The organism is Sphingobium sp., from assembly GCF_032153725.1.
Taxonomy (GTDB): domain Bacteria; phylum Pseudomonadota; class Alphaproteobacteria; order Sphingomonadales; family Sphingomonadaceae; genus Sphingobium.
Map to the genome: position 1 here is coordinate 1 of NZ_JALDYQ010000131.1, position 5,464 is coordinate 5,464.

Genomic DNA, 5,464 nt, shown 5'->3' on the forward strand with positions numbered 1-5,464 from the left:
AACAAAGAACTCCCAGAGTCATTCCGGTTCAATCTGAACCGGAATGACTCTGGGCGCGTCAGGCTGATGCCGGGTGTCGAGAGCAGCGATCATCCGGTGCTGGATGAGGCTGGCCGGCAACTTGGCGAATATTTCGCCGGGCAGCGGGAGGCGTTCGACCTGCCGCTTGATTTCAGGGGCACGGATTTTCAGAGGCGCGTCTGGGCGGCTCTGTTGACCATCCCCTTTGGCGAAACGCGCAGCTATGCGGATATTGCGAGCCAGATCGGGAAGCCTTCCGCCTGCCGGGCGGTGGGAGCGGCGAATGGACGAAATCCGATTTCGATCATTGCGCCCTGTCACCGGGTGGTGGGGGCCAATGGGGCGTTGACCGGATTTGCAGGTGGTCTGAAAGCCAAGCAATATCTGCTTGAACTGGAAGGAAAATGGCGCACCCAAGAGGATTCGAACCTCTGGCCTTTGCCTTCGGAGGGCAACGCTCTATCCAGCTGAGCTATGGGTGCGTGTCGCTGGTGCGAAGGGCCGCTTAGCAAAGCCCAATCGCTAGCGCCAGCATCAAAATCACCTCAGGCCAAAGTTATTTGGCCATTTTCTGCATCGGCTGGAATTTGCCCAGGCCGCAACTGGCCCCCGGCTGCAATCCGCTGGTCTGGTAGAGCACGGTGATGATGTCCACCGAACAGAGCTGGGACAGGCTGGTCTTGTAGAGGAAGCGCTTTTCGAAGCCCAGGCTGGGGCAGCTGTAGGGCAGCGTGTTCCGGTAGACCTTGTTGCCGTTCATGATGAAGTCGATCGTGCGGTCGTCGCGGACTTCCGTGGAACGGATTGACGTGATCTGGACGCAATCGACCGGCTTGCCAGCGGGCACGAGATTGTCCGGCCGGGTTTTGGCGAGGGCAGGGCCGGCCGCGCATGCCAGCACTACGGCCAGGGCCAGCCGACGGGTGAGGGGGGCAGACATTGTGTCTCTCCTTTGACTATCAACAATGACGTCGCGGGAACGCGTCATCCGTTATATTGCTCCTTCTACCGCGAACTGGCTGAACCGCATGATAATCAGGGCGCGGGAGTCTTTGGCCTGAAGCGGCAGAGGTCGGTGACGATGCAGCGCCAGCATTCGGGCTTGCGCGCCTTGCAGACATAACGGCCGTGCAGGATCAGCCAGTGATGCGCGTCGCGGCGGAAGGGGCCGGGAACGCCTTTGTCGAGCTTCAGTTCCACCGCCAGCGGGGTTTTGCCGGGCGCAAGGCCGGTGCGGTTGCCGACGCGGAAAATATGGGTATCGACCGCGAAAGTCTCCTGCCCGAAGGCGGTGTTGACCACGACATTGGCGGTCTTGCGCCCGACGCCGGGCAGGGTGGTCAGCACGTCGCGATCCCGCGGTACTTCTCCGCCGAAATCGCGGACGAGGATTTCGGACAGGGCAATGACGTTCTTCGCCTTGGCATTGAACAGGCCGATGGTTTTTATATGCTGCTTCAGACCTTCTTCGCCCAGATCGACCATCTGCTGCGGCGCGCGAACCTCCCGGAACAGGGCGCGCGTCGCCTTGTTGACGCCGACATCGGTTGCTTGCGCCGACAGCACCACTGCTACCAGCAGCTGATAGTCATTGCCATATTCCAGCTCCGTTCGGGGCGCCGGATTGGCCTCAGCCAGACGGCTGAAAAAGTCGAAGATCTGGTCCTTCTTCACCTTTACAGGCCCAGAACGCCCTTCATGTCATAGCGGCCGACGGGCTGGCCAATCAGCCATTGCGCGCCCCTGACCGCGCCGCGCGCGAAGATGATGCGGCTTTCGGCGCGATGGCCGATCTCGATCCGTTCGCCCTCCGTCGCGAACATCACCTGATGATCGCCGGGCACGGAGCCGCCGCGCAGCGCCGCGAAACCGATCGCGCCCCTGCCCCGCGCGCCGGTGATGCCGTCGCGGCCGCGTTCGCTATGGTCGGCCAGAGCGATGCCGCGTCCGCGCGCGGCGGCTTCGCCGAGCAGCAGGGCCGTGCCGGAGGGGGCGTCGACCTTGTGGCGGTGGTGCATTTCGACGATCTCTATATCCCAATCATCGCCCAGCCGCGCGGCTGCCTGCTCCACCAGCGCGGCGAGAAGGTTGACGCCAAGCGAGGTGTTGCCGGTCTGGAGGACCGGAATGGTCCTGGCGGCTTCATCGATCAGCGCGTGATGGGCAGGTTCAAGCCCGGTGGTGCCGACCAGGACCGGCTTCTTCGCCGCGATGCAGGCGTCGAGATGGGCTGACAGGGCGCCGGGCACGGAAAAATCGATCAGCACGTCGCTCTGTCGCGCCAGTGCCAGCGGATCGGCGGTGATGGCGATGCCGGGGGCGATTTCGCCTTCCGCGCTGCGATCCGTGCCTCCGGCGACTTTCAGCCCGGCTTCCTGGGCGATCTGCGCGATGGCGCGTCCCATGCGGCCGGCGGCTCCGAAAATCCCGATGCTGGTCATGCTTGTCATTCCTTAAAAAGTCGCGTGGCGGATGCCAGAACGGGCGGGCCTTGTCATCCCTTCACAATGGGAAATGGGTGACATAGGTGACACGTGGGGGATTGGAGAAAGGGGCAATTCCTATCGCGTTTGCACTGGGCGGGGCATAGCGTCGTCAGGGGCATGTAGGACAGGAAAAAGGAATGGACGACGTTCGCAATATCGTGATCCTGACCGGGGCAGGGATTTCCGCCGAGAGCGGCCTTGCCACCTTTCGCGGGCCGGACGGGCTGTGGGAAGGGCATCGGGTCGAGGATGTCTGCACGCCTGAGGCGTTGGCCCGCAATGCGGCGCTGGTGCATCGTTTCTATGATGAGCGGCGGTCGAAGCTGGGGGAGGTGAAGCCCAATGCGGCGCATGAAGCGCTGGCGGCGCTGGATGCGCAATGGCCGGGGGAATTGCTGATCGTGACGCAGAATGTCGATGATCTGCATGAGCGGGCGGGGGCGAAGCGGCTGATCCATATGCATGGGGCGTTGCAGTCCGCGCTTTGTGCCGCTTGCGGGAAGGCGCGGCGCTGGATGGAGGCTTTGCCGCCGGGCTCGGTTTGCGACGGGTGCGGGCAGCCGGATTTGCGGCCGGATATCGTGTTTTTCGGCGAGATGCCCTATGAGATGGATTTGATCGATGAGGCGTTGCGGCGAGCCGATCTGTTCGTTTCGGTAGGAACGTCGGGGGCGGTCTATCCGGCGGCGGGGTTCGTGCAGACGGCGCGCCATGTCGGGGCGCGGACTCTGGAGCTGAATCTGGAGCCTTCGGCCGGCAGCTTTTATTTCGAGGAAAGCCGGATGGGGCCGGCGAGCAGGCTGGTGCCGGAACTGGTGGGGGAATTGTTGGGATAAGGGCCGCATTGGGCCATTATCCCTGCTCGTCCACTCCCTTATCCGCCGGTCGCGGTTCGTCCCGATAGAGCAGCATGACCGATCCATCCTGCCCGTCCACCACCCGGACCGGCAGGCTGCGTTGCAGCATGGAGAGGAATTCCCTGCTGCCGGTTGTGCGGAAGCGGCCGCTGATGCGCAGCGAGGAAACGCGGGTATCCCCGATCAGGATTGGCGTCGGGCGGTAGCGGTTGAACTCGCTGGCGGCCTGTTCGATCGTTTCGCCGTCCAGTTCCACCATCTGCTCAAGCCAGGCGGTGCGCTGGCCGATCAGCTTCGAATCGAGGCGGGTGAGCGACACGCTGCGTGGCTGGATGACGGCGCCGCCGCCCGCGCTGACCTGACTGGCCGGCCTGTCGCCCGAATGAACGGTGACGGCGCCCTGGATGACCGTCAGTTCGACCATGGAGGGACGCAGCCGCACGTTGAAGGCGCCGCCGGCCGCGTGGATCACCGCTGATCGCGCTTCCACGTCGAAGGGACGGGCGCTGTCATGGGCGACGTCGAACGCGGCTTCGCCTTTCACTATGCGTACCCTGCGGCCATGGTCGGTGAAGCGGACTTCGGCTGCGCTATCGCTGTTGAGGTGAAGGATCGACCCGTCATCCAACGCGATTTCACTGATCCGGCCGATCCCGGTTTCGTGATGATCCACCCCGCTGAAGGTGCGGACGGTGACGATCGCCGCGACGATGAACAGCAACACCGCGATGGCCGCGACGATCATGATGTTGCGCGAGAGGCGGCGTTGCTGTTCCTCGCTGACGATCGTTTCCAGCGGCGGCAGATTGACTTCGGCAGCGGCGCTTTTCAGGCGCTCGGCCGCTTCCCAGGCGGCTTCGGCGCGGGCGAAGGCGATGGCATGGCGGGGGTCCGATTCGACCCATTCGCAGATTTCGGCTTCGTCCTGCGGGCTGGGGTCGCTGTTAAGCCTTGCCAGCAGGCGCGCGGCTTGCGCCTCTATCCTGTCCCTGCTTTCGTAGCCCGACTCTGGTCCCGACGCCCGCACGTTCGAAATCCGTTTCCTCGCGTTCTGCCCAGGCCCGCATAACTATCGCGATCGCTTTGGCCAGATGTTTTTCTACTGTAGAAACGGACAGGGACATTTCGCCCGCTATTTCAAGCATCGATTTTTCGTGGATGCGGCGGAGAATGAATACCCGGCGGCATTGTGTCGGCAGCGAATCGACGATCGCCTCTATTTGCCGGAGCGCCTCGCGGGCGTGAAGCTGTGCTTCGATATTATTTTCGCCTTGCAGCAATTCCAGATCGGCGATGGTTTCGAAGCTCACCACCTTGTTGCGGCGGGCGCCGTCAATCACCAGATTGCGGGCGATGGTGAACAGATAGGCGCGGCCCGTCGTCACATTTTCCCAATTTTCGGTGGCGTAGGCGCGGGTCAGAACCTCCGCCACCATGTCCTCCAGTTCCTGATTGGCAGCGATGATCCTTCGCAGGCGCCCGCGCAGGGCAGCCTCTTGAGGGAGGATCACCGTCTTGAACCATTCCAGTTTAGCGCGAACCCTGTGCACGTTGACCCCCTTGCTGTCAGCCGCGCCTCTCCCGCCATTTCATCTGTTTGTCATAGTTCAATCATGCTTGCAGGGACCTGTCCAGCGCTACCAAAGCCATTATTTCCGGTTTCCGTGGAAAACTGCCCGGCTGTTGCGCGAATGCGTCTTTCTCTGCTGATCGGGCTTGCTGATCGGGCGCCGGGGGCAGTTCGGGCACGGCACGGTCGGGCTGGTCGAAATCGGGGCCTTGCGGCACGATTTCCGGGGGTTGTCCGGGCGGGGCTTCGGCCGGTGTTGCGGGCGGCGCGATTTCCGGCGGCGATTGCGGTTCGATCCTGTCGGGTGGCGGGACGCCATCGGGCACGGGATCGGGTTGGGTGGCCATGTCGTTTCTCCTTATTGCGGGAGCTACGCGCGAAGCTTGATGGCGGTTCCCGGCGAAGTTATCCACCGGTTATCCACAGGCTTGACCTCTGGGCCTTGCTTCGAGAGAGTCTTTTCTCTATGCCGCGCCGACCGGCGACCGATGCGGGCGTGGCGAAATTGGTAGACGCGCCAGATTTAGGTT

General features: G+C 63.0%; 6 protein-coding genes, 1 tRNA gene and 2 pseudogenes. 2 read left to right on the top strand and 7 right to left on the bottom strand.

Translation table 11 applies throughout. From position 1 onward, the window contains the following. Nucleotides 1-423: pseudogene (locus RUH75_RS23070) on the top strand (methylated-DNA--[protein]-cysteine S-methyltransferase); the annotation flags it as partial. A 3-nt stretch (nt 424-426) separates the two neighbouring features. On the opposite strand, the gene RUH75_RS23075 reads toward RUH75_RS23070, so the two are convergent. The 4 genes from RUH75_RS23075 to dapB form a co-directional block, all read right to left on the bottom strand. Further along, a tRNA-Arg gene (locus RUH75_RS23075) sits at nt 427-503 on the bottom strand. 74 nt (nt 504-577) lie between these two features. Then, complete coding sequence (locus RUH75_RS23080) at nt 578-961, bottom strand: hypothetical protein (RefSeq protein WP_313809549.1); 384 nt, start codon at nt 959-961, stop codon at nt 578-580. Nucleotides 962-1,056: 95 nt separating this feature from the next. Continuing rightward, nucleotides 1,057-1,695, bottom strand: a complete 639-nt coding sequence (gene nth, locus RUH75_RS23085; protein WP_313809550.1) for an endonuclease III — start codon at nt 1,693-1,695, stop codon at nt 1,057-1,059. 2 nt (nt 1,696-1,697) lie between these two features. Beyond that, entirely contained in the window at nt 1,698-2,462 is a 765-nt protein-coding gene (gene dapB / locus RUH75_RS23090; RefSeq protein WP_313809551.1) for a 4-hydroxy-tetrahydrodipicolinate reductase, read from the bottom strand. Nucleotides 2,463-2,644: 182 nt separating this feature from the next. On the opposite strand from dapB, the gene RUH75_RS23095 reads away from it, so the two are divergent. Further along, nucleotides 2,645-3,343: an NAD-dependent deacylase gene (locus RUH75_RS23095; RefSeq protein ID WP_313809552.1), complete on the top strand. Its 699-nt coding sequence runs from the start codon at nt 2,645-2,647 to the stop codon at nt 3,341-3,343. Between the two features lie 16 nt (nt 3,344-3,359). Here RUH75_RS23095 and RUH75_RS23100 read toward each other — a convergent pair whose 3' ends face one another. The 3 genes and pseudogenes from RUH75_RS23100 to RUH75_RS23110 form a co-directional block, all read right to left on the bottom strand. Next, nucleotides 3,360-4,391 (bottom strand): FecR domain-containing protein, encoded by a 1,032-nt coding sequence (locus RUH75_RS23100; protein ID WP_313809553.1) that lies wholly within the window; start codon nt 4,389-4,391, stop codon nt 3,360-3,362. Then, nucleotides 4,309-4,914 carry a sigma-70 family RNA polymerase sigma factor gene (locus tag RUH75_RS23105; protein WP_313809554.1) on the bottom strand — a complete coding sequence of 202 codons (606 nt, stop codon included), beginning with the start codon at nt 4,912-4,914 and terminating at the stop codon, nt 4,309-4,311. The genes RUH75_RS23100 and RUH75_RS23105 overlap by 83 nt, the downstream gene beginning before the upstream one ends. A 181-nt stretch (nt 4,915-5,095) precedes the next feature. Further along, a pseudogene (locus RUH75_RS23110) lies at nt 5,096-5,281 on the bottom strand (hypothetical protein); the annotation flags it as partial. Nucleotides 5,282-5,464 lie beyond the last annotated feature (183 nt).

What these genes read in the sequence shown, in the direction of transcription:
- RUH75_RS23080 (WP_313809549.1), bottom strand. Translation starts at nt 961, where the DNA reads ATGTCTGCCCCCCTCACCCGTCGGCTGGCCCTGGCCGTAGTGCTGGCA.
- RUH75_RS23095 (WP_313809552.1), top strand. Translation starts at nt 2,645, where the DNA reads ATGGACGACGTTCGCAATATCGTGATCCTGACCGGGGCAGGGATTTCC.
- dapB (WP_313809551.1), bottom strand. Translation starts at nt 2,462, where the DNA reads ATGACCAGCATCGGGATTTTCGGAGCCGCCGGCCGCATGGGACGCGCC.